The organism is Streptomyces sp. NPDC054863 (genome assembly GCF_053610825.1).
Genome location: NZ_JBSGZD010000016.1, coordinates 16,719 through 42,586 on the forward strand (window position 1 = coordinate 16,719; position 25,868 = coordinate 42,586).

Sequence of the window (25,868 nt, forward strand, 5' to 3'; positions counted from 1 at the left end):
GCCGCGGACTGTCTCGCCCGGGGGCTGCCGCACGCCGTCCGTGCCGTACTGCGGAAGCGGGGCACCTGCCCTGGGCGGAGGATCCGGACGGATTCCGCGAGGCGGTGTCCCGCTTCCCGCTCACCAGCGGACAGGCAGCTTCCGCACGCCCCTGATGAGCAGGCCCGGCAGCCAGTCCAGCGGGCCGCCGTCCGGGGTGAGCGCCAGGTCGGGGCAGCGTTCCAGCAGCGTGCGGATGGCGATGCGCCCCTCCATGCGGGCCAGCGGGGCGCCCAGACAGAAGTGGATGCCGTGCCCGAAGGCGAGGTGGCCCTGCGGGGCGCGCCGGATGTCGAAGCGGTCCGGGTCCGGGTAGCGGGCCGGGTCGCGGTCGCCGCCCGCGAGCGAGACGAGCACGGGCTTGCCCTGCGGGACGACCAGGCCGCCGATCTCGACGCTCTCGCGGGCGAACCGGAAGGTCGAGTTCTCCACCGGTCCTTCGTAACGCAGCATCTCCTCCACCGCGCCGTCGATCAGACCGTCGAAGTCACCGCGCAGGGCGGCGAGTTGGTCGGGGTGGGAGAGCAGGGCGCGGACACCGTTGGAGATGAGGTTGACGGTGGTCTCGTGGCCTGCGACGAGCAACAGGAAGGCCATGCCGACGAGTTCGTCGGGCGAGAGCCGGTCGCCGTCCTCCTCGCCGGTCCTGATGAGCGCACTGAGCAGGTCCTCACCGGGGGACGAGCCCTTGGCCTCGATCAACTCCGCGAGGTAGGCGCCCATTTCGCCTACGGCAGCCAGGCTCGCCTCGGCGCCGGTCGGCGCGACGACCTCGCTGGACCAGGCACGGAAGCGGTCCCGGTCGAGGTCGGGCACGCCGAGGAGTTCGCAGATGACCGTCATGGGCAGCGGGAAGGCGAGCGCGTCGACCAGGTCGGCCGAGGAACTCCCCTTCGCCGTCATGGAGTCGATGAGCTCGTCGGTGATCTGCTGGACGCGCGGGCGCATCGCCTCGACGCGCCGCGAGGTGAACTCGCGGGCGACGAGCTTGCGCAGCCGGGTGTGCTGCGGCGGGTCGGTCTCCAGCATGTTGCTGCTCATCGGGGTGACCTGGTCCTCGTCCCACAGCTCCGAGGTGCGCCAGTTCTTGGCGAGCCGGGGGTCGGCGAGGGCCTTGCGGGCCTCTTCGTACCCGACGACCAGCCACATCTCGTCCACGTCGGCGGTGCGGACGTGGTGCACGGGTCCGGCCTGGCGCATCTTCTCGTAGTACGGATACGGGTTCGCCGTGAAGTCCTCGGTCCGGTCGCGCAGATCAATGATCGTCATGGTCCGTCTCTCCCGTCGAGCCGGGTCCCGCCCCTCGGCACCTGGCCTTCGCTTCACCCTACGTCGACGGCTCCCCTAGCCTCCGGAGGTGTCGAGGAGTCCGGCGTCGTGGGCGAGGAGGGCGATCTGGACCCGGTTGTTGAGGCCGAGCTTGGCCAGGATGCGGGAGACGTGGGTCTTCACCGTGGGCACGCTCATGTAGAGCTCCGCGGCGATCTCCGCGTTGGAGCAGCCGCGGCCCACGGCGACGGCGACCTCCCGCTCCCGGTCGGCGAGCAGGCCGAGCCTGCGCTGTGCGCGGTCCTTGCGCTCCTCCGCGCCGCCCGCGCCCGCGACGTGCGTGATGAGCTGCTGGGTCACCGCAGGGGACAGCACGGGGTCGCCTGCGGCCACGCGCCGTACCGCTGCGACGATTTCGGCGGGCGGGGTGTCCTTCAGCACGAATCCGGCCGCTCCGGCGCGCAGGGCACGCAGCACCTGTTCGTCGGCGTGGAAGGTGGTGAGGACGACGACCTCGGGGGCGTCCGGCCTCGCCCGCAGCTCTTCGGTGGCGGTGAGACCGTCGACGACCGGCATCCGGATGTCCATCAGCACGACGTCCGGCTTCAACTCCTCGACGGCTTTCGGCACTTGGGAACCGTCGGCGGCCTCGCCGACGATCTCGATGTCCTCGGCGCCGCCGAGCATGAAGGTGAGCCCGGCGCGCACGAGAGGGTCGTCGTCGACGAGGAGAAGCCTGATCCTGGTGATCGTCATGGCGCCCACGGTAGCCAAGCGCTGATGCGGAATCCGCCGTCGGGCTCGGGTCCGTGGCCGAGGCGGCCTCCGGCGAGGGTGGCGCGTTCGGTGAGGCCGATGAGACCCTGCCCGGAGCCGGGGACCTTGGGGACGTCGCCCTCGGGGGCGGGGTTGTGGAGGGTGACGGTGATTCCGTCGCCGGGGCGGCCGGTCACGGTGACGGAGGCTTCGGTGCCGGGGGCGTGCTTACGGGCGTTGGTGAGGCCCTCCTGGGCGATGCGGTAGATGGTGCGCCCGACGGCCGACGGCACGGCGGCCGGGTCGGCGATGCGGTTGTCGAGGGTGACCTTCATGCCTGCCTGGCGGGATTCGGCGACCAGCGCGTCCAGCGTGGCGAGGGTGGGCTGCGGGCGGTCGTCGTCGCCCGATCCCGGGCTGCGCAGCACGCCGATGATCTCGCGGAGGTCCTGGAGGGCTTCGTGGGCGCTGTCGCGGATGACTCCGGCGGCGCGGGCGACCTCGGCGGGCGGGGCGTCGGGACGGAATTCGAGGGCTCCGGCGTGCACGCTGAGGAGGGTCAGGCGGTGCGCGAGCACGTCGTGCATCTCGCGGGCGATGGCCTCGCGGGCGAGGCGCTGGGCCTGCTCGGCACGGAGCGCGGCCTCGGTCTCGGCCCGTACGGTCCGCTCGCGCAGCGACACGACGAGCTGGCGGCGGGCGCGTACGAACATCCCCCAGCCGACGATCAGCAGGGTGGTCACCAGACCGGCGACGGCCGCCGCACGGAAGGACATGCTCGGGTCGGGGCGCAGCCAGGTCTGGAGCAGCCCGGTGGTGAGCGCGGCGGCGGCCAGCGAGCCCGCCACCTTGAACGGGCGGTGCACCGTGACGCCGAACAGGGCGATGATCATGGCGCCGGACGAGGTCGGCGCGACGGCGGAGAGCGCGATGAGAGTGGCCGCCACCCCGACGGGCCAGCGCCTGCGCAGCCAGAGGGCGCAGCAGGCCAGCGCCCCCGCGACCTGGTCGAAGACGAGCGCGACGCGGGATTCGCCGAGGTCCGCCACGGTCTCCGCCGCCGCGAGCCCGATGGCCGCGGCGAAGACGAACATCAGGAGGTCGACGATCCAGTCCCGCAGGGTGCGGCGCGGCCGTGACCGCGTGCTCCCGCCGGGGTCGGGTGCGCGGCCGGGGTCGCCGCCCCGGTCGCCGGGCAGCTCGGGGCCGCCCATCGCCGACGGCAGCAGCCACCGGTACTCCTGTTCGCTCATGCCTCCAAAACTACGCAGGTGGGGACGGTGCGGGCGGCCGTCGGACGCAGACAGCGACCAAAGTCGTCCCGGTGGCTACTTTCGACGCGGTCACGGCCCGGTCCGACCGCCCTGCGGACGATGGTGGGGCAGGGCCCGGCGGGGCCAGGGTGGTGTGCATGAAGCGAATCTTCGAGATCGTCGGTTTCCTGTTGATGCTGTGGGGCGTGGGCGGGCTGATCCATGAGTGGTTCGACTGGTTCAAACTGTGGGGGATCGTGGAAAGGCTGGGCTGGTTCGAGGGGTACGAGATCTACGCGAACATCGTGCTGGCGGTGGCGGGCATCGCGCTGATGGTGGCGTCGGAGCGGTTGGGCGGGCGCAGCGAGCAGAAGGGCTGACGGCGCGTCACTCCGTCCGGCCCGCCGCCCGGCGGCCCCAGGCCGTTCCCGCCAGGACCAGTACGCCGCCCAACAGGCCCGGTGCGCCCAGCCGTTCGCCGCCGATCGCGATGCCGACGGCCGCCGCCCACAGGGGTTCCGTACCGAGCAGCAGGCTGACCCGGGACGGCGAGGTGCGCCGTACCGCCCACATCTGCACGGCGAATGCGAACAGCGTGCAGCACACGGACAGGAACAGCAGCCCCGCCCACTCCCCCGCCCCGAACCCGGCCGCCACGCTCCACGGCGAGGGGCCGGTCCCGGGCGCGGCGGCCAGGACGGCGAACACCGCGACGGCGGCGCCGAGTTGGATGGTGGTCAGCGACAGGGCGTCGGCGCCCTGGACCGCCTTGAGCCGCGCCATGAACAGCACGTGCGCGGTACGGGCCACCGCGGCGAGCAGCATCAGAAGGTCTCCGGCCGACGGCTCGGTGAAGCCGCCGCCCTGGGTCAGCAGCAGCACGCCAAGCACCGAGAGACCGGCGGCGGCCAGGAACGCGCGGGGCGGCGCGGTCCTGGTGACGGCGGCCTCGGCGAGCGGCGTGAAGATCATCGTGAGGCTGATGATGAGTCCCGCGTTGGTCGCCGAGGTGTGCACGACGCCGTACGTCTCCAGCAGGAAGATCCCGCTGAGTACGACACCGAGCAGTCCGGCGCCCCGCCACTGCGCCGCGCTGAGCGCCCGCAGTCTCCGCCACCCGGCGACGACGAGCACCGGCAGCACGATCGCGAACCGCAGCACCAGTACCGCGACGACGGTGTGCGCGGTGGTGATTCCCTTGGCGGCGAGGTAGCTGGCACCCCACACCACCGCCACTCCCAGCACGGGAAGGTCGGCGAATCCGGTCCCGCGCGCGGACGCGGGCGCGGGGGTGTTTACGGCGGGCGAGGTGGCGGCCACGGCGCGGTCTCCCACTGACGGTGCGGTGTGGAGGCTTCGGCGGCTCGCACGCGGGCGCCCACCGTACCCGGACGACGATCTTCCCGGGAAGGGGTTTCGGCGTCCGTGCAGCCCTGTCCGGGGCCTCGGGTTCGGTGTCCGAATGGCGCCAGCGCGGGAGGCGGCCGGCCGGTTTCCTTGAGTTCACAAGCGGTGCTTGGGACAAGCGCCGCACAGCGGAACGGCAGAAGAGGAACACCGCAATGTCTACGACGGAGATCTCGACGGCAGCGCGCACGGTCACCAAGGTGGCCCTGGTCACGGGCGGCAGCAGGGGCATGGGAGCGGCCGTCGCCCTGCGGCTGGCGCAGGACGGGGCCGATGTGGTGGTGACCTACGTGGAGGGGGCAGCGGCGGCGCAGGACGTGGTGCGGAAGATCGAGGCCCTGGGTCGGCGGGCGCTCGCGATACGGATGGACGCCGCCGACGCGGAGTCGGTCACCAGCGCCGTGGCGACCGCCGCCGACGCCTTCGGCCGGCTGGACGTGCTCGTCAACAACGCCGGAATCGGTGTCCTCGGCCCGATCGAGGGGCTGACGCTCGCGGACCTGGACAGGGTGCTGGCGGTCAACGTGCGGGCGGTGTTCCTGGCCTCGCAGGCGGCGGCTTCCGTCCTGGAGGACGGCGGCCGGATCATCTCGACCGGCTCGGCCCTCACCCGGTACGCCGGCGGGCCCGGCGGCAGTCTCTACGCGATGAGCAAGTCGGCCCTGACCGGACTGACCAAGGCCCTCGCACGGGAGGTCGGCGACCGGGGCATCACGGTCAACCTGATCCACCCGGGCGCGGTCGACACGGACATGAACCCCGCGGACGGTCCGTTCGCCGAGCCGCAGCGGGCGAACACGGCGCTCGGCCGGTTCGGACGGCCGGAGGAAGTCGCCTCGCTGGTGGCGTACTTGGCCGGTGACGAGGGGGCGTACGTGACGGGCGCGGAGCTGGTCATGGACGGCGGGCACGCGGCGTAAGGGGCTCGCGGCACCACGACACGCGGACAAGGGGCACGCGGCACAGGGGCCGGGGACCGGGGATGCCCGGCCCCCGGCCCCGGCCGTCGGCCCGCCCCCGCAGAACGCGAGTCGCAAGCCGCGAGCCGCACCCACAGGACCTTCACAGCGAACCCCAACCATCCGCACGTATCAGGGCATTGCCCCCTTCCTTGTGCACGAGTTCCACACACTGGATACGATGCGCCCCCGGACCCGCCCACGGACGGATACCGGACGGGTACCGGGCGGAAGCCCGCAGCAGTCGGGAAAGGCAGGTGCCGTGCGCGTACGAAACGGTGTCCCCCCGGCCCCTCCTGAGGGCTCCTCAGGCGGTCCGGCCGGCCTTCGCCGCCGTCCCCACCGCCCCGGCCCGGCCCTCCCGCTGCCAGCCGCCGGCCGTGAGCCCCGACTCCACCGCCGTACGGAATTCCCCGAGTCCGTGCACCAGGGCCTCCCGCGCGGCCGGCGGCATCGCCGCGACAGCGGCCACCAGCGCCTCCTCGCGGCGGGCGCGCAGGTCCCGCAGGTAGCTGCGGCCCGGCGCGGTCAGCCGCAGCTCGACCTCGCGCCTGCTGACGGGGCTGGCCGTGCGCTTCACGTACCCCAGCGCCTCCAGCCGGTCGCAGAGCCTGCTGACCGAGGGCGGTGCGGCGCCCAGGTCGTCGCCGAGCGTGCGCAGATTGATGCCTTCGGCGCGCTCCAGGATGTGCATGACGCGCAGTTGCGAGGACGACACAGGTGCGGGGGACACCGCGTCCCTGCCGCGCTCCCACAGCACTTCCAGCAGCGCGATCACCTCGCAGGCGACCTCGGCGGCAGCCGCTGCCGCGACACCCGGTACGGCATCCGGCGCGCCCTCGCTGCGAAGGCGTGAGCCCTGGAGGTCCACGCTTGCCCTCCCCGTACATCCTGAGAGAAAGAGATTCTCCGACGTTGGACAGACTCGCGTCCGTGGAACGCCATCTGCGTGCCGCCGCCCCCCATGCGCTGCTCGATGCGGTGCGCACGGTCCTGACGGACCTCTACGGCTCTCTTGCGGTCGATCTGTTGCTGGCCGACTACGCGATGACGATACTGCAACCGGTCGGGGCGCCCCCTCGTACCTTCCGGCCCGTATCGGCGCGGACAGGTGCGCCGGGGCGGGCCTTCGGAGCGCAGGAACCGTTCCCCTGCGCGGACGCTTCCCCCGGTTCCGTGATCGCACACCTGCCGGTGACGGTGCGCGGCGACCGGCTCGGCGTTCTCTGCGTCACGCTCCCCGAGGAGCGCTACGACACGGACGTACTGGCCGAACTCGCGGAGGCGGCACAGGCGTTGGGCCATCAGATCGTGGTCGCCGAGCGCGACACCGACCTGTATCTCCGGGCCCGCCGGGCGGAGCGGCTCACGCTGGCCGCGGAGATCCAGTGGGGGCTGCTGCCGGGACGCGCCTGCGCAGGCGCCGAGTACGAGCTGGGGGCCCAACTGGAGCCCGCGTACGCGATCCACCGCGACAACTTCGACTGGTCGGCGTCGGACGACCACCTCACGCTCGCCCTCACCCACGGCATGGGCGAGGGCATCGACGCCGCGCAGCTCACCGGCCTCGCCATCAACGCCCTGCGCAACGCACGCAGGGCCGGGCTGAGCCTCGCGGACCAGGCGTGCATGGCGGACCAGGCGATCTACGGCCAGCACCGGGGCGCGCTCCACGTGTCCGTACTGCTGCTGCGGATCCATCTGCCCACCGGCGAGGCGGAGATCGTCGCCACGGGTTCGCCGCGGGTCCGGCGGCTGCGGGACGGCGCCGTGGAGGCCGTGCAGCTGGACGCACAGCTGCCGCCCGGCATGTTCGAGGACTCGGTGTACACGGCGCAGTCCTGGCAGGTGCGGCCCGGCGACCGGCTGCTGTTCCTGAGCGACGGGGTGTACGACGCGACCTCGCCCGCCGGGGAGCGCTACGGCGAGCAGGCCCTGGCCCGCGCCGTGCAGTCGACGCGGCTGCTGCCGCCTTCGCAGGTTCCGCGCGCCGTGCTGCACGAGCTGGCGGGACACCGCGGGGAGAGCGTGGCGGTCGACGACGCGATGGTCGTGTGCCTGGACTGGCACGGGCGCGCCCGTACGGAGTGACCTGTACGGAGTGAAGTACTGAGGTACGTCGGCGGGGCCCGCGGCATCGAGTACCACGGCCCCGCCGACGCACCGTCACATGAACTGCTCAGCCGCCGAGTTCGTGATGGCGGGAGGCCAGGGACGCGGCGCCCGTCTCGGTCAGCGAGCCGAAGAGGCGCAGTCGGGAGATGCCGCCGTCGGGGAAGATGTCGACCCGCACCCGGCTCGCCGCCGGGGCGGAGGCCAGCACGAACCGGTGGTTGGTGTCGGGCTGCAGGCGGGTGCGGGGCAGGATCTCCGTCCACTCCCCCGCGTCGCCGTCGCGGACCGAGAGGGCCGCCCAGCCGGCCGAGTTGCCCTTGAGGCAGGCGGTGTCGATCTCGACGGCGCGGATCTCGGCCTGCTCGACCAGGTGGTAGCTGATCCAGTCGTTGCCCTTGTCGCGGCGGCGGCGGGTCTCCCAGCCGTCGTCCATCTTGCGGGAGCGGCCCGGCTGGATGGTGTTGGTGGCCGGGGAGTAGAAGCGGTCGGAGGCGTCCTCGACGCGTCCGCCGTTCTCCAGGGCGACCAGGTCGAAGGTGCCCAGCGTGGTCAGCCAGGCCGGGTCGGGGACGACCTCGCCGTACACGCGGAGGCGGGCGATGCCGCCGTCGGGGTGCTGGTTGACCCGCAGGTGCGTGAAGCGCTGCTCGGCACGGACGGCGAAGCCGTTGGCCGCGTGGCCGCCGACTGCCGTGCGGGGGACGAGAGTCGTCCACTTGACGTCGGAGGAGAGGAGGTCGTCGGGGGACGGGGAGCCGGGCACGGAGGTGCCTTCGACGGAGACCGCCTGCGGGTAGTTGCCGCGGAAGTGGGCGGTGTCGACGACGATGCCGCGGACGACGCCGGGGGCGCCGAGGCGTACCAGCGCCCAGTCGTGGTCCTCGTCGGTGGGGTGCGGCTGCTCGGCGGAGACTCCGCGTCGGCGGCGGGTCTCCCAGCCGTCCATGATCTTGCCCTTGTGCCCGAAGCGCTCCGGGTCGAAGTGCGCGGGCTCGGGGATGAGCATGTTCTCGCGCTCGGCGAAGAACTCGTCGTTCGCGGCGATCACGCCGGCGCCGAGACGGCGGTCGGCCAGGTCGACGTGGTGGGCGAAGGGGAAGACGGCGGTGCGGTAGTCGGCGTACGGGTCGCCGCCGCCGAAGGGGCTGGCGTCGCCGGTGAAGGAGGGTATTCCCGCCGGGGATCCTGTCGGGTTGCCCGCTGAGGTGTCGGTCATGGGGGTCACTTGTTCCTTTCGAGCAGGCGGCCGGTCGGCTCGGCGAGGGTGCCTTCGTGGGCGATGCGCACACCGCGCAGCCAGGTCTGCTTGACGACGCCGTGCAGGGTCTTGCCCGCGTACGCCGTGACCTGGTTGCGGTGGTGGAGTTCCACGGGGTCGACCGTGAAGGTCTCCTCGGGGGCGAGGACCGCGAAGTCGGCGTCGCGGCCGGCCTCGATGGCGCCCTTCTGGCTCAGTCCCGCGAGCTTCGCGGGGGCCGCCGACATCCAGCCGACGACCTCGTCCAGCGAGCGGCCCCGCTTGCGGGCCTCGGTCCAGACGGCGGGCAGGCCGAGCTGGAGGGAGGAGATGCCGCCCCAGGCGGACGCGAAGTCCGGGGTCTTCAGGTCGGTGGTGCACGGCGAGTGGTCGGACACGATGCAGTCGATCGTGCCGTCGGCCAGACCGTCCCACAGCGCGTCCTGGTTGGCGGCCTCACGGATCGGCGGGCAGCACTTGAACTCCGTTGCCCCGTCCGGGACTTCCTCGGCGGTGAGGGTGAGGAAGTGCGGGCACGACTCGACCGAGACCCGGATGCCCTCGCGCTTGGCGGCGGCGATCAGCGGCAGGGCGTCGGAGGAGGAGAGATGCAGGACGTGGACGCGGGCGCCGAGCCGCTTGGCGAGCGCGATGAGGCCCTCGATGGCGGTGTTCTCGGCGTCGCGCGGCCGGGAGGCCAGGAAGTCGGCGTACTTCGCGCCGGACTTCTGCGGGGCCTCGGCGAGGTGGTGCGGGTCCTCGGCGTGCACGATCAGCAGGCCGCCGAGGCCCGCGATCTCCGCCATGGACCGGGCGAGCTGGTCCTGGTCGAGCTCCGGGAACTCCTCGACGCCGGACGGCGAGAGGAAGCACTTGAAGCCGAAGACCCCGGCCTCGTACAGCGGCCCCAGGTCGGCGACGTTGGACGGGATCGCGCCGCCCCAGAAGCCGGTGTCGATGTGCGCCTTGGGGCGGGCGACGTCCTGCTTGATCCGCAGGCCCTCGACCGTGGTGGTCGGCGGCAGCGAGTTGAGCGGCATGTCGAGCAGGGTGGTGATGCCACCGGCCGCGGCGGCGCGGGTGGCGGTCCAGAAGCCCTCCCACTCGGTGCGGCCGGGGTCGTTCACGTGGACATGGGTGTCGACGAGGCCGGGGAGCAGGGCGTGCTCGCCGAGGTCCTCGAAGCGGGCCCCGTCGGGCACTCCCTGGCCCTTGTCCCCGTACGCCTCGTACGGCAGCACGGCGAGGATCTTCCCGCCCGCGACGGCGACCGAGGCAGGGCGGGTGCCCTCGGGGGTGACGACGCGCGAAGAGCGCAGCACCAGTTCCACGTCGGCGTCTCGCACGTCCGGCTCAGTCACTCACGTCTCCTGTTCAACGACCCGTTTCAACGTTCTGTTGAAGCCTTGCACTGCAGCGGAGTCTTCATCCGGACCTCCGAGCCGTCAAGGGGTCCACCGGGCGGAGCGGGCCGGATGTGATCACCGACACCACCCTTGGATGTTTCCACAGAATGGAATTAGAATTCCGCTTGGTAGAATGTAGCTCCTGCCATGAGGGGTGTTCCGGACCACCACAGGTAGTCTGCTGCCTTGCCTGCCAGCCCCGAAAGGACCGCTCCGTGCCGACGTCCAGCGCCAGCACCACCGACGCTTCCAAGCCTGCCGCCACCAGTGGCGGCGTGCAGTCCCTGGAGCGCGCCTTCGACCTCCTTGAGCGAATGGCCGACGCGGGCGGTGAGGTCGGGCTGAGCGAACTCTCCGCCAGCAGCGGGCTGCCGCTGCCGACCATCCACCGCCTGATGCGGACGCTGGTGGCGTGCGGTTACGTGCGCCAGCAGCCCAACCGGCGGTACGCGCTGGGCCCCCGGCTGATCCGGCTCGGCGAGAGTGCGTCGCGGCTCCTGGGGACCTGGGCCAGGCCCTATCTCGCGCGGCTGGTCGAGGAGACCGGCGAGACCGCCAACATGGCGCTGCTCGACGGCGACGAGATCGTGTACGTGGCACAGGTGCCGTCCAAGCACTCGATGCGGATGTTCACGGAGGTGGGGCGGCGGGTGCTGCCGCACTCGACGGGCGTCGGCAAGGCGCTGCTCGCGCACACCCCGGCGGACGAGGTACGGGCACTGCTCGCCCGCACCGGCATGCCGGCCGCCACCGACAAGACCATCACGACTCCCGACGGCTTCCTGGAGGCGCTGGAGCAGGTGCGGCGGGCGGGATACGCGGTGGACGACAACGAGCAGGAGATCGGGGTGCGGTGCCTGGCGGTGTCCGTGCCGAACTCGCCCACCGCGGCGGCGGTTTCGATCTCCGGCCCCGCGGGGCGGGTGACGGAGACGGCGACCGAGCGGATCGTGCCGATTCTGCAGGAGGTGGCACAGGAGCTCTCCGCCGCGCTGGCGAGCTCGGGGGTTCAGGGGTAGTAGCCGGGGGCGGCCCCGCTACCCATGGGGGCTGGGGGCCAGGCCTTGAGGGGCGCGGGGAACTGCGCGATCAGCCACAACGCACCCGCACGACGCCCCCCCGTCGGCCCCGCCCCGTGCACGGACTGCGTCCGTGCGTCCTCACACGCCGGACGGGCTGAAAATGCCCAGCCGGCCGTCCGTCATCGTCACCGTGCGGTCCGCCACCTCCAGGTGGGTGTGGTCGTGGGTGACCAGGACGGTGGCGACGCCCCGGTCGCGGGTCAGACCGGCCAGCAGGTCGAGGACCGCTGCTCCCCGTTCGTGGTCGAGCGCGCTCGTCGGTTCGTCGACGAGCATGACCGCCGGTTCGTTCATCAGGGCGCGGGCGATGTTGATGCGCTGGCGCTGGCCGCCCGAGAGCTGGTGCGGGCGGCGGTCCGCCTTGTCGGACAGGCCCACCGCGTCCAGCAACTCCTTTGCCCGGTCCCGGAATTGGCGGGGCTTTCGGCCCGACAGGTGGGCCATCACCTGGAGTTGCTCCAGCGAGGTGAGCGAAGGCAGCAGATTGGGCTGCTGGAACACGATGCCGATCCGGTCCCGGCGCAGCTCCGCCTTCTGCGCGCGGCTCAGCGGTTCCGTCTCCGTACCGTCGACCATCACCCGCCCCGTGTCGGGAGTGACGAGCGTGGCGGCGACCGCGAGCAGGCTGGACTTGCCGGATCCCGAGGGGCCGACGACGGCCACCAGCCCTCCCGCCGGGACCTCCAGCGAGACCGTGTCCAGGGCGGTCAGACGGGCCCCTTCACCGTCCGGGTAGGTGAGCGTGACGTCTTCCAGTACGAGGGTCATCGGGCACTCCCGAGCGCGGTGAGGGGGTCGACGGCGGTGATGCGCCGGATGGACAGGGCGGCGCCGACGATGCCGAGCGCGATCATGACGAAGGCGGGGACCAGGAGCGTCGCGGCCTCCAGGACGAAGGGGACGGCGCCGCCGATCAGGGCGCCGAGGAGGGTGGCGAGTCCGGTGCCGATCAGGGTGCCGGTGCCGAGCATCACCACCGCCTGGCCGAGGGCGTCCTTCAGCAGGTAGGGGGTGGAGGCGCCGAGGGCCTTCAGGACCGCGATGTCGCCGCTGCGCTGGATCGTCCAGACCGTGAAGAACGCGCCGACGACCAGCGCCGAGATCGCGAAGAGGAAGCCGCGCATGAGCTGGAGCGAACCGTTCTCCGCCTGGTAGGAGGGGAGCGCGGCGAGCGAGTCGGCCAGGGCGACGGACCGCGTCCCGGTCGCCCTGTCCCCCGCCGGGTAGTCGGCGTCGCCGGTGAGGGCGACCACCGTGGCCTGCTCCTCCATCGACGTACCGCTGTGGCCGAGCTTCTGCCAGTCGTCGAGCGAGGTCCACACGACCGGGGTGTGGCTGTACATCGCGCCGCCCTCGACGGCCGCGACGGTCTCCTCGACCGGGCCGAGCCTGACCTTGTCGCCCGCCTTGAGGTTCAGTTCCTCTGCGGCCTTGGTGGAGAGGACCACCTGGCCCGGGCCGAGCCGGTGGGAGGCCGGGGCGATCTTCGCCGTGGGTTCGACGCCGAAGGCCGCGACGGCGACCGTGCGGTCACCGGCCCACCCGTTGACCGTACGGATGCCGATCGGCTGGGCGCTCTCGACGCCCGGCTGCTTCGCCCAGTCGCGCCACGCGCCCTCCCCCACCGAGGAGTTGGTGAACGACACCTGCTGGCCGTCCGGGGGCGCGGCGAACGCGAGCCGGTCGGCGGGCAACGAGGTGAGGGCCGCGGTGTTGTCCCTGCCGAGCCCCGCGGTCAGCCCGGACAGCAGGCCGACGAGCAGGGTGATCAGCACCACGACCGAGCCCATCAGGGCGAACCGGCCCCTGGCGAATCGGAGGTCTCTCCATGCAACGAACATGATCCCCACTCTGGTCGCGCGGGCACGCGAAAACATCGGGCGGCGGATCGCTTCGATATCAACCTTTTGATTGACCGGTCCACCGGGTGTCCCCTTTAGGCTGGAAAGAACCATGGAATCCGCCGCGCACTCCCCCATGCCCTCCGCCACGTCTTCGCCCCTGCTTCCCCCCATGCCTTCGCCCCTGCCCTCCGCCGCCCTCGCCTTCAGCCCGGTGCTGCGCGTCCTGCGCGTCTGTCTGCACGCGCTGCTCGCCGGGCTGCTCGCGCTCGCCGCGGTCAAGGCGGTCGCGGGCGGCGAAGGCGGTGCGCACGCGTACGGGGTCGTCGCGGCGGCCCTGGTGATGGCCGGGGTGTACGCGGCCGGGACGCTGAGCCCTTCGGTGAGCCACTCGCAGCGCGCCGCCGCGGTGTGGCTGGCCGCACTGTGCGCGTCCTGGCTGGTGCTGCTGGCCCTGTCGCCCGACGGCCTGTGGGCGGCCTTCCCGCTCTACTTCCTCCAACTGCACCTGCTGCCGATGCGGTGGGGGCTCGCGGCTGTCGCCCTCACCGCGACCGCCGCGATCACCAGCTTCGTCCTGCACGGGCAGCCGGTCTCCCCCGGCACGTTCATAGGGCCACTGCTCGGCGGCGCCGTCGCCGTGGCGACCGTACTGGGCTATCAGGCCCTGTACCGGGAGAGCGAGCGGCGCCGCGAGCTGATCGACGAGCTGCTGTCCACCCGCGCCGAGCTCGCCGAGGCCGAGCGGGCGGCCGGCACGCTCGCCGAGCGCGAGCGGCTCGCCCGCGAGATCCACGACACCCTCGCGCAGGGCCTGTCCAGCATCCAGCTCCTGCTGCGTGCCGCCGAGCGTGCCCTGCCCGGCGACGACCACGGCGACGACCCGGCCCTCGGCCACATCCGGCAGGCCCGCGAGGCCGCCCAGGACAACCTCGCCGAGGCACGCCGTTTCGTACGGGCGCTGAGCCCGCCGGACCTGGAGCACGGTTCGCTGGCCGGCGCCCTGGAGCGGCTGTGCACGCCGACGCCCGGCGGGCCAGCCGTGCAGTTCGGCATCAGCGGGACGCCGGTGGAGCTGCCCACTCCGTACGAGGTCGCCCTCCTGCGCATCGCGCAGTCCGCGCTCGCCAACACGGTGCGGCACGCCAAGGCGGACCGGGCGGAGATCACGCTCAGCTTCATGGAGACGTCCGTCGCGCTCGACATCGTCGACGACGGCATCGGCTTCGACCCGAAGCGCACGAAGCGACGTCCGGCCCCCGGGGACGGCGGCTTCGGACTGCCCGCCATGCGCTCCCGGGCCCGCTCCCTGGGCGGCACCCTGAGCGTCGAGTCGGCGCCCGGCCAGGGCACGGCCGTCGCGATCACCCTGCCCCTGCCCCTTCCGCCCCCTTCGCCGTCACCGACCGCCGGAGTGCCCTCATGAGCGCGTCCCCCATCCGTCTGCTGCTCGCCGACGACCACCCCGTCGTACGGGCGGGCCTGCGCGCCGTGCTCGACACGGAGCCGGACTTCGCCGTCGTGCAGGAGGCGTCGACGGCGGAGCGTGCCGTGCAGCTGGCGGCGGCCGGCGGGATCGACGTGGTGCTGATGGACCTCCAGTTCGGTCCGGGCCGGATGCACGGCTCGGAGGCGACGGCCGCGATCGCCGCCCGGCCCGGCGCACCCAGGGTGCTGGTCCTCACCACGTACGACACGGACGCGGACATCCTCGCGGCCGTCGAGTCGGGGGCCGCCGGTTACCTCCTCAAGGACGCCCCGCCGGAGGAGCTGGCCGCGGCGGTGCGTACGGCCGCGGCCGGCCAGTCGGCGCTCGCGCCCGCCGTCGCGCACCGGCTGATGGACCGGATGCGCACCCCGGCGGAAGCCCTCACCAAGCGGGAACTGGAGGTCCTCCAGCTGGTCGGCGAGGGCCTCTCCAACCAGCAGGTCAGCAAGGCGCTCTTCCTCAGCCAGGCCACCGTGAAGTCACACCTGGTGCACATCTACGCGAAACTGGGCGTGGACTCCCGTACGTCCGCCGTCGCGGCGGCTACGGCCCGCAGGCTGATCAGAAGGTAAGGAACCGAAGAATCCCCATGACCCACTTCATGTACGACGTCCAGGGCACCGCCGTCGACGAGCCGGACGCGGACACCGTCCGCAGGCTCGTCCAGGAGGCTCTCGCGAGCACCGACACCGTGAACCCGGACGTTTCGCTGACCCACGAGAGCGGCTGGTCGCTGAGCGCGTACGCGGGTGGCCTGCTGCTCTGGGAGAACGTCGAGGACGAGGAGGCCGCGCCCGGGTCCCAGGACCAGGTGGCCGAGGAGGAGGTCCTGCGGCTGTTCGCGCTGCTCGCGGCGGGCGAGGTCGCGCAGATCGCGGCGCTGGACTGGCAGCGGGCGGCATAACTCCCTGGTGGGGGCGTTGGCGGGCTGCCTAGTATCCGGCGGGTGGAGAGACTGGGTTCGGCACACGACACATTCCTCGGGCTGACGCTGCTGGCGGAGCGCGCCGCGTCGGGCGGGGCACAGGCCGCCGAAGTCGCCGCGCTGCTGCCCCGCTCCGTACCGGAGTCGCCCGAGGCGGCGCTGGCCCTGGCGGGTCTCTACGAGCAGTTGGGTCCGCACCTGCGCGGGCGTCCGCTGCCGCCGTGGCGGGCGGCGGCCGGGCTGCCGGCCCGGGTGCGGATCGCCTGGCTGCGCGCCGAACTCCTCCACGACCCGTCTGCGGTGCGGCGCGAGCCGTCGGCCCGGCTCCTGCTGCATGCGGTACGGGACGCGGACGTGGCCCGCGCGCACCGCCCGGATCTGCTGGTCACCGAGCTGACGCGCACCGGCGACCCGGCACTGCGGGCGCAGGCCCTGCGGCTGGCGGTGGCGGGACTGCACGCCGGACTGCTGACGCCGGCGGGTGCGCGGGCACGGCTGCTGGAGCTGGTGCAGTCTGCGGGCGCGGGAGCGTCGACGGACCTGGACGATCCGGTCGTACGCGACGTACATACGGAATCCGTGCTCGCGAAAGCCGTGCGCACGGAAGCCGCACTCACCGAAGCCGCACTCGCTGAAGCTGTGCTCACCGAAGCCGTACTCACCGAACTCGCCGAGCCCTGGGCCGCGCTGGACCCGCTGCCGCCCGAATCGGCGGCGGCCTTCCTCTCCGCCGGTACGGCGACGGCGACGGTACGCCCGGGTGTGGCCGATGCGGCGCTGGCCGTCGCCGCCCGGCACGGCCACGGCGGCGTGCTGCGGCAGGCGGTCGAGGACCCCGCGCTGCCGCCGGGACTCCGGCGCCGCGCTCTCGAACTCCTCGGCGACCTCGCCGAGCGCGGTGAGGTCGGCGATCTGACGGCCGTCGCCGCGCGGGATCCGCTGCTGTTCGGCGGGCCGCTCGTGGCCTGTCTGCGCGGGATGCACCGGCGCGGGCACTTCGCGGCCGACGCGGACGTGCCCGCACTGGTGACGCTGGCGCTGGCCGACCACTCGGTCCGGGCGCTCGATCTCGCCACCGTCCTTTTCACCTGCCGCCACACCCTGCTGCGGGTGCTCGTCGACGCACCCGGCACCGATCCGGACTGGCCGCGCAGGCTCGCACTGCTGGTGGCGCTCGCGGGGCAGGGGGCGGGCGACCTTCCGATCGGGGCGGAGATCACGCGCGTACTGCGGTCACTGCCCCCGGGTCCGGCAGCCGGGCCCTTCCTGGAAGCGTTGCGGACACTGCGGTACGAGGACGCGGAGGAGGCCGTGCTCGCGCTCCTCCCTGCGGTTCCGTCGGCCGCCCTCGACGCGCTGGAGGCGGTGGGCGGGGACCGGACGGTGGAGGTACTGCGCGAGGGGTTCGGACTGGGCGGGGACGGCGCGCCGGGCGCGGAGTACGAGCCGGGCGCGGAGTACGGACCGGGCGGAGAGTACGCGCCGAGCGAGGAGTACGGACTGGGCGAGGGCGGCGGGAGCGGTGCCCGTGCCGGCTCCGGCATCGCTCCTCATCTGCGGCCCGTGCGGCAGCAAGCACTCGGCCTGCTCTGGCAGTTGACCCGGGACCCGGAGCAGCGCGGCGAGCTGCTCTCCCGGCTCGACCCCGCCGAACTTCCCCTCCCCGTCGCCGCCGACCTCGGCGGGCCGGACGAGCGCGAACTCGCCCTGTTGCGCTCCCACTTGGACCCGCACGACCCGAGGGCGGCCCTCCTCAGACTGGCCGTCCACGGCAGCAGCAGCACGCTGCCCGTCCTCGCCGCCCTGCTGCTGCGCCTCGCGGGCGAGGTGGCCGCGTCCGTCGAGCCCGGCAGGGCCGCACCGCGCGTCCCCCCGGAGGCGGCGGACCGGCCGGAGTGGCCTCCCGGCGAGCCGGAGATCCCGCAGGACGTCGTGGACGCCCTGCGCGCCCTCGGCGGTCGGCTCCATCTGCGGCAGCGCATCCGGCCGCGCTGGCACCTCGACGCGATCCGGACGGCCGACGCGGGGCACGCGCTCGTCGCGGACCTGGCACTGGGTCTGCTGGAGCGGCCGGAGCTGGGCGGGGGTGAACAGGCCGTCCTTCTCCGGCTGTTGCTCGACTCGCCGTCCCCGCGCACCCGCCCCCGAGTGCACCGGCTGCTGCGCCATCCGGACCGGCACGTCCGCAAGCACGTGATCGCGCTGCTCGCCCGGGACGCCACGGGCGAGGACGCCCAGGCGCTGTCGGCGACCCTGATCACCCTCACCGCCGCCCAGGACGTCCAGACCGTACGGCAGGCCCTGCTGGCCCTCGGACATGCGCGGGCCCACTGGGCCTCACGGGCGGTCGCCGCCTGCCTCGGCCACCGGAACATGAACGTCCGCAAGACCGCCGCCGAGGTCCTCGCCCGGGTCGGCACCCCCGACGCGGTGCCCGAACTGCTGCGGCAGCTCGGGCGGCAGGACAACCCGGGGCTGCGGACCGCTCTCGTACGGGCGCTGCGCGCGGTCCTCGGCGAGGCGTACGCCGCGACCGTGCTCGCCGCCGCCGAACGTGCCGGGGACCCGCGCACCCGCGACCTCCTCCTGACGGGCCTGCACCGTGTGCTGTCCGTACGGGCGATCCTGGCGCTGGACGAACAGGCGTCGCCCGCCGCACCGGCGCTGCTCGCGCTGATGCCGGACCACCGGGTGTGTCCGGCCGACGGGACCCTGGACGATCTGGCCGTGCCACTGGCCAAGTACGGGCTGACCGGCGGGCCGGACCGCAAGCGGGCGGACGACCCGGACGCCGAAGCCGTGGCCCTACTGGCCAGGGGCTGGCGCCCCGAAATCGCCCTGAGCATCGTGACGCGCGACGCCGACCGACCCCTCTCGGACGATCAACTGGCCGTCCTGCGACCCCAGTTGACTGACTGGCTACACCTCGCCACGTCCTCTTCGCGGAGCATCGGCGACCGGGTGCTGGCCTTCGTGCTCCGGCTCTGTCCCGCCCCGTGGCCGGACGGTGAACCGGCCGTCTTCGCCCGGCACCTCCCCACCCTGCTCGCCGTGCTCGGTGAGCGGGGGACCCCTGCCGGGGTGCGGAACGCGCTCGTCGCCGTGCTCGAAGCGGTGGCGCCGACGCTGCGCGCCGTCGAGGCGCTGACGGTCGCCGACGCGGTACGTGCGCTGCCTGCCACGGCCGGGGCCAGGTCGGCACTGACACTGCTGCGCCACTGCGGCGCGGTGCTGGTACGCACGGACGTCGAGCGGGCGCTCACCTCGGCCGGCCTCGGCGCCGACCCGTGGCAGGCGGAAGTGGACGTGCTGCACGAGGCGTTCGAGACTTCCGCGGCGGCCGACACCGTCATCACCGCCACGACGGCCACAGGGCCGCGTCCGGCCGCCGGGGACCAGGAGTGGCGGGACTCCCTGGCCGCAGCGGTACGTACCGGCTCAACGCCCGGCGCACTGCACGAGTTCCGACGGGAAAGTGGCGGCGTGGGCACGAGCCGCACCGGTCCCTCGGGGCTGCTGGCCACGCTGATCGACGTCTACCCGACCGCCGCCGGTGCCCCCGTCCGTTCCGCCATGCTCGACTGGATGACGGACCTTCAGCCGCTCGGCGTGCCGCCCATGCCACCGCTGTCTTCGCCCGCCGACGTGCAGGACGCCACGCGGGCCCGGCGCGCGGTGCGTGCCGACGCTCTCGACCGGCCCCGGTCCGCGGCGCAGCGCGAGCGCCTGCTCGCCATGCTCGAAGCGCCGGGACGCGACCGCCGGGAGGCCGCGGCACTGGCGCTCCTCGCCTGGCCCGAACCTGCGGCCCGGTTGCCGGTGCTGCGCGCGTTCCTGCGCGGTCGGCTCACCGGCCAGGCACTGGACGGAGCAACCGCCGAACTGGCTCACGCACTTCGGCTCCTCGACCCTGCCGAACTGCGCGCCGACGGCGTACTCCCCGCACAGGTACTGACCCTGGCCGCACAGCTCGGGCCGTGGGACCTGGTGCCCCTGCTCCCCCTGCTGCTCGACCGGTGGGAACACGGCCCGCCCGCCGCCCGGCCGCAGGCCCGTCAAGCGCTGCGGAGGATCCCCGCCGACCTGCTGGCCGAGCACCTGGCCGACCGCCTCGCCCCCGGCTCGTACTCCAGTGGGGGCGAAGGCGCGGGCTCCGGCTCCTGGGGCCTCCTGGATCTGCTCACCGGACGTTCGCTCCTGCGAACTCCGGCCCTGGCCCTGATCTGCCGCCGACTGCGCGCCGAGGGGCGCGACGATCTCGCCGACGGCATCGTCCTCGTGGACGGGCCGCTGCGTGGCCCCGGGGCCGCCGAACAGGACTCCGTCACGCTGTCCGCACTGCGCGACCGCGCCCCGGCCGCCGCGTCGGAGCGCCGCCCCTCCCGGCGGGAACTCCTCGCCCTCGCCAGGAGCGGCGAGCCGGAGCAGATTCGCCGCGCGCTCACCCGCCTGACGGAGGAGCAAGAGGGCCGGGCCCCGGACCCGAGCGCCGAACTGCGGGACGTACTGGCCGAGTTGCTGACCCATCCCCGCCCCGGAGTACGCCTGCACGCCCACCGGACCTCGCGCGCACTGCTGGACCGCCAGACCCATCTGCACCTCACGGCGGCCCTGCTGGACGACCCGCAGACCGACGTACGGTGCATGGCGGTCCGCACGCTCTGCGGGGCCGACTGGGAACCGGCGATCCCCGCCGTGATCGGAATGCTCGACCACGCCCACCCCGTCGTCCGCAGGACGGCCGCGGAGGGGCTGGTGCGGCTGGGCCGGGCCGCCGCACCCGCCCTTCGCCGGGCCGCCGACCACGCCCGCCCCGACAAGAGGTCCCGCTACACGGACGTACTCGCGGATCTCCTCGACCGGGCCGACCGGCCTTCACCGGACGGGAGACCCTGACCGGCAGCCCTGCCCCGGCAACCCGGTCCGGAAGCCCTGCCCCGACGACCCGGTCCGGCAGCCCTGCCCCGACGGCGCGTTCCGGCAGCCCTGACAGACGGTCCCGGCGGCAGCCCTATCCGGCGGCCCGCTCCTCACCGAAGCGTTCGACCGCGTCGCGGACGAGCCCCATCGCGGGGCCCAGCGCGCTCACGGACCCGATCGCCCCGGCGACCAGTAACAGCGAACGGCGGAGTCGCAGTACGTCGGGCGCGCCGCTCAGGACCATCGCCGCGAGGGCCGCCAGCTCGTCCTCCGCGATCATTCGGTCCGACAACTCGGCCGGATGCGCGGCCAGTTCGCGCCGGAGACGGGCCACGACCCGATGGAGTTCCGCCACCCTGGGGTCGCCGTCAGCGCTGGTCACACACCGCTCCTCCGCGCTTCGCAACAAAGCTCTCCCCCTCGCACGCCGTCGTGCCGCTTTCGGAGATCGTTCCTCTGCGAACGATCCCGGGCGTCGGGCACGTTAACGCTCTCGCCGCGTGTGCGCCACCGCACGGACCGTGATTCGGCCCCGGGGGTTGAGCGGACCGCTGTCACATTCGTGATGCGGTCGTGGCCTGGTACGGGTACGGCCCGGCCGCCCCGTACCGCTGCTGACCTCGGCAGATCTAGGGTGGAGCGAGTGCCGCACAGCAGTGCGGGCATCTGTCACCCGATCGAGGGGGTTCTCATGTCGAGCGGTTGCCGCGACTGCAGGACGTGCACGAAGAGCCTGCTGGGCCGGACAGCCAGGAACGCGCTGTACGCGGTCACCTTCTCCTGGCTGATCAAGCCAATCTTCCTGCGGAACTGTCCGCAGTGCGGACATGTGATGCGCCGTCACCAACGGCGCACCGACGGCTCCTTCCAGGACTAGGGCGCGGGGCGCCGGGGCGCTAGGGCCCCTTGGTCTCCCCGTCCGGGACCGCGTTGCGCGCCGACGGCGGGACCTTCAGCGCCGGGGCCCGGGTGCCCTTCTTGCGGGTGTCCAGCGACTCCGGCGGTACGGAGGAGGCTTCAGGGCCCGGCGGATAGGTCTCGTCCGGGCCGCCCGCGGATCCGGGCTGCTGCGTCTGGCCGTGCTGCCCCGACGGCTTGTCGTTGCCGGCCGGATCGTTCTTGGTCAGCAGGTACGCGCCGCCCGCGCCGAGCCCGCCGACGACGATCACTGCCGCTGCCGCGCCGAGCGCCACCGTACGACGGGAACGGGGGTGCGGCTTTGCGTTCGCGACGGCGCTGCTGCCGGTGGGCGCCCCGGGGGCCGCGTCCGAAGCCGCCGCGGGACCCGGTCCTGCTGCCGGACCCGGTCCCGTCCCGAAGGGGGGCACCTCCCTCGGGGAGTTCGGCTGCGGATAGGCGTACGCCGCGTACCCCTGCGGGGGCGGCGACATCTGCTGCGGTTGCGGCGGCATCTGCTGCGGGGGCGGGGCGGGGTACCCGTACGGCTGGGCGACCGGCGGCCCGAACACACCCGGCGGCGTGGCGGGCGAACCCGCCGCACCGGCCCCAGCCCCGGTCCCCGCACCCGGTGTCCCCGCGCCCGGTGTCCCCGCCGCCGGCACCGCCGGCCGGGCCGAGATGGCGGCGGTCAGTGCGGGCGGCAGCCAGTTCTCCGCCCTGCGCAGTCCCGTGCCCCCGGCCGCCGCCCGGCACAGGCCGATGACCTCGGTGGGGGTGGGCCTGGCCGCGGGATCCTTGACCAGGCAGCGGGATATCAGCTCGTGCAGCTGCCACGGGACCGCCCCGATCCGCGGCGCCTCGTGAATGATGCGGTAGAGCACCCCGTGCGGGGTGCCGTCGCCGAAGGCCGGGCTGCCGGTGGCCGCCTGCGAGGCGATCAGACCGAGCGAGAACACGTCCGTCGCCCCGCTGATCGGCCGGCCCTCCGCCTGCTCGGGGGACATGAAGGCGGGTGTGCCGACGGCGATGCCGGTCGCGGTGAGCGAGCCGGATCCCGCGGCGTGCGCGATGCCGAAGTCGATGACGCGGGGGCCGTCGGACGCGAGGAGGACGTTGGACGGTTTGAGGTCGCGGTGCACGATGCCGCAGGCGTGGATCGCCTGGAGCGCCTCGGCGACCCCCGCTACCAGCAGCAGTACGGAGGAGACGGGCAGCGGCCCGTGCGCGGCGACCGCCTCCGCGAGCGAGGGGCCCGGCACGTACGCGGTGGCCAGCCAGGGCATCTCACCCTCGGTCTCGGCGTCGATGACGGGCGCGGTGTGCAGTCCCGCAACCTGCCGCGCCGCCCGCACCTCCTGCCGGAACCGGCGGCGGAACTCCGCGTCCCCCGTGAGGTGGGGCCGGATCACCTTGAGGGCCACCGCCCTGCCGCCCGGCGTGTGGGACAGGAAGACGTCGCCCATCCCGCCCGCGCCCAGCCTCGCGACCAGCCGGTATCCCCCGACCGTCCGCGGGTCCTGCTCCTTCAGTGGCCCGAAGGCCCCGTCCGCACTCAACTCGCCTGTCCCTCCGGTGACGTACGTTCGACCGTATCTGAGGTATCCAGGGACCATGGCGCCTGCATCGACATCGCACCACGCACACGACACGCACACGGTGGACACCACGGGAGCCGCGCGCGCCCCGGACAGCACCGGCACCGCGGGCCTGCTGCTCGCCGCGGGGGGCGGCCGACGCCTCGGCGGCAGGCCGAAGGCGCTCCTTCAGCACCGGGGCCGCCCGCTCGTCGAACACGCGGTGCGGGTGCTGCGCGAGGGCGGTTGTGCGCAGGTGTATGTGGTCCTGGGCGCGGCGGCGGAGCAGGTACGGGCACGGGCGCGGCTGGACGGATGCGTCACGGTCGACAACCCCGACTGGGCCGAGGGCATGGGCACCTCGCTCCGCGCGGGCCTCAACCACCTCGCCGCCAGGACCGGTTGTACGACCGCGCTCGTCTCGCTCGTCGACCAGCCGGGGATCGGACCCGAGGCGGTGGCGCGGGTGCTGGCCGCGGGCGGGACGGGTCTTGCCGCCGCTTCGTACGAGGGGGAACGCGGGCACCCGGTGCTGTTCGCGGCGGACAGGTGGGCGGAGGTCGCGAAGACTGCGGTGGGCGATCGCGGGGCACGCGCCTATCTGAAGGAGCACGCGGCGGAGCTCGCCCTCGTCGAGTGCGGGGACGTGGCCGAGGCGTACGACATCGACCTGCCCGGCGACCTCGCCCACCTGAAGTGAGCGCGGCGGCACCCAGGGCCACGATCTGTCGCCCCGAAGAATCTCGACATCAACAAACCATTGAACTTCCACCATGAGGAAACTAATATCCACTGATCAGAAGCGCCTGATCGACCGAAACACATCAGACGGCGCCCGCGCCCGTATCTCGGCACCCTCGGCACTCCGTGCCGTGACGGCTGCCCGGCGGTCGCGAAGGCACCGCCCGCGAAGGAGTGACAGCTCATGTCCGCACCAGCGCCGTCCCCGCTGGCCATCGTCGACGCCGAGCCCCTGCCGAGGCAGGACGAGGTACTGACCGACGCCGCCCTCGCGTTCGTGGCCGAGCTGCACCAGCGGTTCACACCCCGCCGCAACGAGCTGCTGGCCCGCCGCGGTGAGCGCCGCGCCGAGATCGCCCGCACCTCCTCGCTGGACTTCCTGCCCGAGACGGCGGCGATCCGCGAGGACGACTCCTGGAAGGTCGCACCGGCCCCGGCCGCGCTGAACGACCGCCGGGTGGAGATCACCGGTCCGACCGACCAGAAGATGACCATCAACGCCCTGAACTCGGGCGCGAAGGTCTGGCTCGCCGACTTCGAGGACGCGTCCGCTCCCACCTGGGAGAACGTGGTCCTCGGCCAGCGCAACCTGATCGACGCGTACACCCGCAACATCGACTTCACGGACCCGAGGTCCGGCAAGTCCTACGCCCTCAAGGACAACTCCGAGCTCGCCACGGTCGTCATGCGGCCGCGCGGCTGGCACCTGGAGGAGCGCCACCTGCGCGACGCCGAGGGCAACACCGTCCCGGGCGCGCTGGTCGACTTCGGCCTGTACTTCTTCCACAACGCCAAGCGGCTGATCGAGCTCGGCAAGGGCCCGTACTTCTACCTGCCGAAGACGGAGTCGCACCTGGAGGCCCGCCTCTGGAACGAGATCTTCGTCTTCTCGCAGGACTACGTGGGCATCGAGCAGGGCACCGTCCGCGCGACCGTCCTGATCGAGACGATCACGGCCGCGTACGAGATGGAGGAGATCCTCTACGAGCTCCGCGAGCACGCCGCAGGACTGAACGCGGGCCGCTGGGACTACCTCTTCTCGATCGTGAAGAACTTCCGCGACGGCGGCGCGAAGTTCGTCCTGCCGGACCGCAACGCGGTGACGATGACGGCGCCCTTCATGCGCGCCTACACCGAGCTCCTGGTCCGCACCTGCCACAAGCGCGGCGCGCATGCCATCGGCGGCATGGCGGCCTTCATTCCGTCCCGTCGCGACGCCGAGGTCAACAAGGTCGCCTTCGAGAAGGTCAAGGCGGACAAGGACCGCGAGGCGGGCGACGGCTTCGACGGCTCGTGGGTCGCCCACCCGGACCTCGTCCCCATCGCCATGGCCTCCTTCGACGCGGTCCTCGGCGAGAAGCCGAACCAGAAGGAGCGGCTGCGCGAGGACGTGTCGGTGGCGGCCGGTGATCTGATCGCGATCGACTCGCTCGACGCGAAGCCGACGTACGCGGGCCTGGTCGCGGCCGTCCAGGTCGGCACGCGCTACATCGAGGCGTGGCTGCGCGGGCTCGGCGCGGTCGCCATCTTCAACCTGATGGAGGACGCGGCGACGGCCGAGATCTCCCGCTCCCAGATCTGGCAGTGGATCAATGCCGGTGTCGTCTTCGAGAACGGCGAGAAGGCGACGGCGGAACTGACCCGGAAGATCGCGGCCGAGGAACTGGCCTCTATCCGCGCCGAGTTGGGCGAGGAGGCGTTTGCTGCGGGGAAGTGGCAGCAGGCACACGACCTGCTGCTGACGGTGTCGCTGGACGCGGACTACGCGGACTTCCTGACACTCCCGGCATATGAGCAGCTGGTGGGCTGAGGCCCTCGCTGGGGGGGCGGGGGGGGCGGGGGCAGGCATTTAGGGGCGCGGGGAACTGCGCGACCAGCCACGACGCACCCGCAGATACGCACCCACCCCCCGCCCCGCCCTCCCCGCCCGGACCGCCCCGCCCCGCCCCGCCCCG

At 73.0% G+C, this 25,868-nt stretch carries 22 protein-coding genes; 10 read left to right on the forward strand and 12 right to left on the reverse strand.

Features of this window, described 5'->3' with window-relative positions; genetic code table 11:
• Positions 1–120: 120 nt before the first annotated feature.
• The 3 genes from ACWGIG_RS05600 to ACWGIG_RS05610 all read right to left on the reverse strand — a co-directional run bounded on the left by ACWGIG_RS05600 (position 121) and on the right by ACWGIG_RS05610 (position 3,317).
• Positions 121–1,308, reverse strand: a complete 1,188-nt coding sequence (locus tag ACWGIG_RS05600) for a cytochrome P450 family protein (protein ID WP_453320230.1) — start codon at positions 1,306–1,308, stop codon at positions 121–123.
• Between the two features lie 75 nt (positions 1,309–1,383).
• Positions 1,384–2,064 (reverse strand): response regulator, encoded by a 681-nt coding sequence (locus tag ACWGIG_RS05605; protein WP_453320231.1) that lies wholly within the window; start codon positions 2,062–2,064, stop codon positions 1,384–1,386.
• Entirely contained in the window at positions 2,061–3,317 is a 1,257-nt protein-coding gene (locus ACWGIG_RS05610) for a sensor histidine kinase (RefSeq protein ID WP_453320232.1), read from the reverse strand. The genes ACWGIG_RS05605 and ACWGIG_RS05610 overlap by 4 nt, the downstream gene beginning before the upstream one ends.
• A gap of 158 nt (positions 3,318–3,475) precedes the next feature.
• Here ACWGIG_RS05610 and ACWGIG_RS05615 point away from each other — a divergent pair, with 158 nt between their 5' ends.
• Entirely contained in the window at positions 3,476–3,697 is a 222-nt protein-coding gene (locus tag ACWGIG_RS05615) for a hypothetical protein (protein WP_453320233.1), read from the forward strand.
• A 7-nt stretch (positions 3,698–3,704) separates the two neighbouring features.
• On the opposite strand, the gene ACWGIG_RS05620 is transcribed toward ACWGIG_RS05615, so the two are convergent.
• On the reverse strand, positions 3,705–4,562 hold the full coding sequence (locus ACWGIG_RS05620) for a DMT family transporter (protein ID WP_453320268.1): 858 nt from the start codon (positions 4,560–4,562) through the stop codon (positions 3,705–3,707).
• A 317-nt stretch (positions 4,563–4,879) separates the two neighbouring features.
• Here ACWGIG_RS05620 and ACWGIG_RS05625 point away from each other — a divergent pair, with 317 nt between their 5' ends.
• Complete coding sequence (locus tag ACWGIG_RS05625; RefSeq protein WP_453320234.1) at positions 4,880–5,644, forward strand: 3-oxoacyl-ACP reductase family protein; 765 nt, start codon at positions 4,880–4,882, stop codon at positions 5,642–5,644.
• 346 nt (positions 5,645–5,990) lie between these two features.
• Here ACWGIG_RS05625 and ACWGIG_RS05630 read toward each other — a convergent pair whose 3' ends face one another.
• Positions 5,991–6,554 carry a MarR family winged helix-turn-helix transcriptional regulator gene (locus tag ACWGIG_RS05630; RefSeq protein WP_453320235.1) on the reverse strand — a complete coding sequence of 188 codons (564 nt, stop codon included), beginning with the start codon at positions 6,552–6,554 and terminating at the stop codon, positions 5,991–5,993.
• Positions 6,555–6,598: 44 nt separating this feature from the next.
• Between ACWGIG_RS05630 and ACWGIG_RS05635 the strand changes: the two genes are divergently transcribed.
• On the forward strand, positions 6,599–7,774 hold the full coding sequence (locus tag ACWGIG_RS05635) for a PP2C family protein-serine/threonine phosphatase (RefSeq protein ID WP_453320236.1): 1,176 nt from the start codon (positions 6,599–6,601) through the stop codon (positions 7,772–7,774).
• Positions 7,775–7,862: 88 nt separating this feature from the next.
• Here ACWGIG_RS05635 and alc read toward each other — a convergent pair whose 3' ends face one another.
• Both alc and allB read right to left on the reverse strand, forming a co-directional pair.
• On the reverse strand, positions 7,863–9,014 hold the full coding sequence (gene alc, locus ACWGIG_RS05640) for an allantoicase (protein WP_453320237.1): 1,152 nt from the start codon (positions 9,012–9,014) through the stop codon (positions 7,863–7,865).
• Between the two features lie 5 nt (positions 9,015–9,019).
• The gene (allB, locus tag ACWGIG_RS05645) at positions 9,020–10,396 is read right to left on the reverse strand and encodes an allantoinase AllB (RefSeq protein WP_453320238.1); all 1,377 of its coding nucleotides are present in this window, start codon (positions 10,394–10,396) and stop codon (positions 9,020–9,022) included.
• 260 nt (positions 10,397–10,656) lie between these two features.
• Between allB and ACWGIG_RS05650 the strand changes: the two genes are divergently transcribed.
• Positions 10,657–11,460 (forward strand): IclR family transcriptional regulator, encoded by an 804-nt coding sequence (locus tag ACWGIG_RS05650; RefSeq protein ID WP_453320239.1) that lies wholly within the window; start codon positions 10,657–10,659, stop codon positions 11,458–11,460.
• A 141-nt stretch (positions 11,461–11,601) separates the two neighbouring features.
• On the opposite strand, the gene ACWGIG_RS05655 is transcribed toward ACWGIG_RS05650, so the two are convergent.
• Positions 11,602–12,291: an ABC transporter ATP-binding protein gene (locus tag ACWGIG_RS05655; protein ID WP_453320240.1), complete on the reverse strand. Its 690-nt coding sequence runs from the start codon at positions 12,289–12,291 to the stop codon at positions 11,602–11,604.
• Positions 12,288–13,364, reverse strand: a complete 1,077-nt coding sequence (locus tag ACWGIG_RS05660) for an ABC transporter permease (RefSeq protein WP_453320241.1) — start codon at positions 13,362–13,364, stop codon at positions 12,288–12,290. Before ACWGIG_RS05660 ends, ACWGIG_RS05655 begins: the two co-directional genes overlap by 4 nt.
• A gap of 172 nt (positions 13,365–13,536) precedes the next feature.
• Here ACWGIG_RS05660 and ACWGIG_RS05665 point away from each other — a divergent pair, with 172 nt between their 5' ends.
• From ACWGIG_RS05665 to ACWGIG_RS05680, 4 genes are read left to right on the forward strand one after another with little or no spacing between them, the layout of a single operon-like run.
• Complete coding sequence (locus ACWGIG_RS05665; RefSeq protein WP_453320242.1) at positions 13,537–14,790, forward strand: sensor histidine kinase; 1,254 nt, start codon at positions 13,537–13,539, stop codon at positions 14,788–14,790.
• Complete coding sequence (locus ACWGIG_RS05670) at positions 14,787–15,425, forward strand: response regulator (RefSeq protein ID WP_453320243.1); 639 nt, start codon at positions 14,787–14,789, stop codon at positions 15,423–15,425. Before ACWGIG_RS05665 ends, ACWGIG_RS05670 begins: the two co-directional genes overlap by 4 nt.
• A gap of 17 nt (positions 15,426–15,442) precedes the next feature.
• Positions 15,443–15,757: a hypothetical protein gene (locus ACWGIG_RS05675; RefSeq protein ID WP_453320244.1), complete on the forward strand. Its 315-nt coding sequence runs from the start codon at positions 15,443–15,445 to the stop codon at positions 15,755–15,757.
• A gap of 42 nt (positions 15,758–15,799) precedes the next feature.
• Positions 15,800–20,674, forward strand: a complete 4,875-nt coding sequence (locus tag ACWGIG_RS05680) for a HEAT repeat domain-containing protein (protein WP_453320245.1) — start codon at positions 15,800–15,802, stop codon at positions 20,672–20,674.
• Between the two features lie 115 nt (positions 20,675–20,789).
• Here the strand turns inward: ACWGIG_RS05680 and ACWGIG_RS05685 are convergent, their stop codons facing one another.
• The 3 genes from ACWGIG_RS05685 to ACWGIG_RS05695 all read right to left on the reverse strand — a co-directional run bounded on the left by ACWGIG_RS05685 (position 20,790) and on the right by ACWGIG_RS05695 (position 23,154).
• Complete coding sequence (locus ACWGIG_RS05685; protein WP_453320246.1) at positions 20,790–21,080, reverse strand: DUF5955 family protein; 291 nt, start codon at positions 21,078–21,080, stop codon at positions 20,790–20,792.
• Positions 21,081–21,367: 287 nt separating this feature from the next.
• On the reverse strand, positions 21,368–21,490 hold the full coding sequence (locus ACWGIG_RS05690; protein ID WP_453320247.1) for a hypothetical protein: 123 nt from the start codon (positions 21,488–21,490) through the stop codon (positions 21,368–21,370).
• A 104-nt stretch (positions 21,491–21,594) separates the two neighbouring features.
• Positions 21,595–23,154 (reverse strand): serine/threonine-protein kinase, encoded by a 1,560-nt coding sequence (locus ACWGIG_RS05695; RefSeq protein WP_453320248.1) that lies wholly within the window; start codon positions 23,152–23,154, stop codon positions 21,595–21,597.
• 55 nt (positions 23,155–23,209) lie between these two features.
• Here ACWGIG_RS05695 and ACWGIG_RS05700 point away from each other — a divergent pair, with 55 nt between their 5' ends.
• Positions 23,210–23,872, forward strand: a complete 663-nt coding sequence (locus ACWGIG_RS05700; RefSeq protein ID WP_453320249.1) for a nucleotidyltransferase family protein — start codon at positions 23,210–23,212, stop codon at positions 23,870–23,872.
• 225 nt (positions 23,873–24,097) lie between these two features.
• A complete protein-coding gene (aceB, locus tag ACWGIG_RS05705; protein ID WP_453320250.1) occupies positions 24,098–25,723 on the forward strand; it encodes a malate synthase A in 1,626 nt (541 codons plus the stop codon).
• The last annotated feature ends 145 nt before the right edge of the window (positions 25,724–25,868 follow it).

Excerpts from the sequence above, each read along its gene's own strand:
- ACWGIG_RS05670 (WP_453320243.1), top strand. The coding sequence starts at position 14,787 with ATGAGCGCGTCCCCCATCCGTCTGCTGCTCGCCGACGACCACCCCGTC.
- alc (WP_453320237.1), bottom strand. The coding sequence starts at position 9,014 with ATGACCGACACCTCAGCGGGCAACCCGACAGGATCCCCGGCGGGAATA.
- ACWGIG_RS05675 (WP_453320244.1), top strand. The coding sequence starts at position 15,443 with ATGACCCACTTCATGTACGACGTCCAGGGCACCGCCGTCGACGAGCCG.
- ACWGIG_RS05660 (WP_453320241.1), bottom strand. The coding sequence starts at position 13,364 with ATGTTCGTTGCATGGAGAGACCTCCGATTCGCCAGGGGCCGGTTCGCC.
- aceB (WP_453320250.1), top strand. The coding sequence starts at position 24,098 with ATGTCCGCACCAGCGCCGTCCCCGCTGGCCATCGTCGACGCCGAGCCC.
- ACWGIG_RS05600 (WP_453320230.1), bottom strand. The coding sequence starts at position 1,308 with ATGACGATCATTGATCTGCGCGACCGGACCGAGGACTTCACGGCGAAC.
- ACWGIG_RS05655 (WP_453320240.1), bottom strand. The coding sequence starts at position 12,291 with ATGACCCTCGTACTGGAAGACGTCACGCTCACCTACCCGGACGGTGAA.
- ACWGIG_RS05605 (WP_453320231.1), bottom strand. The coding sequence starts at position 2,064 with ATGACGATCACCAGGATCAGGCTTCTCCTCGTCGACGACGACCCTCTC.
- ACWGIG_RS05610 (WP_453320232.1), bottom strand. The coding sequence starts at position 3,317 with ATGAGCGAACAGGAGTACCGGTGGCTGCTGCCGTCGGCGATGGGCGGC.
- ACWGIG_RS05615 (WP_453320233.1), top strand. The coding sequence starts at position 3,476 with ATGAAGCGAATCTTCGAGATCGTCGGTTTCCTGTTGATGCTGTGGGGC.
- ACWGIG_RS05625 (WP_453320234.1), top strand. The coding sequence starts at position 4,880 with ATGTCTACGACGGAGATCTCGACGGCAGCGCGCACGGTCACCAAGGTG.
- ACWGIG_RS05665 (WP_453320242.1), top strand. The coding sequence starts at position 13,537 with ATGCCTTCGCCCCTGCCCTCCGCCGCCCTCGCCTTCAGCCCGGTGCTG.
- ACWGIG_RS05700 (WP_453320249.1), top strand. The coding sequence starts at position 23,210 with ATGGCGCCTGCATCGACATCGCACCACGCACACGACACGCACACGGTG.